Source organism: Bacillus sp. SIMBA_154 (assembly GCF_046536015.1).
GTDB classification, from domain to species: domain Bacteria; phylum Bacillota; class Bacilli; order Bacillales; family Bacillaceae; genus Bacillus; species Bacillus pumilus_P.
The window spans coordinates 1-244 of sequence record NZ_JAWJBV010000549.1; the positions used below are offsets into that span (position 1 = coordinate 1).

The following is a 244-nucleotide window of genomic DNA, read 5'->3' on the forward strand; positions in this document are numbered from 1 at the left end:
TATAAAGAGTTTCTTTGGTACCCGTGTTTATTTAAGTTTATGACCGTAGCTTAAAATAATTTAATAGCAAAAAAAGTGAAGCCTCAAATATACAGTGTCATAAAGTATTATAGGTTTATTGAAAATAAGAGATGGCTTTATGAATACGTTATACATTACAGGTGCTGGAGTGAGTGCCGCTAGTGGCATTCCTACTTTTCGTGGTGAGGATGGCTTTTGGACCATTGGTAGTAAAAATTATACG

At 34.0% G+C, this 244-nt stretch carries 1 protein-coding gene; it reads left to right on the forward strand.

Annotated features, from left to right (window positions below):
- Positions 1-139 precede the first annotated feature (139 nt).
- On the forward strand, positions 140-244 hold a 105-nt coding region (locus R0K30_RS23120), incomplete at its 3' end, for a Sir2 family NAD-dependent protein deacetylase (RefSeq protein WP_410613328.1).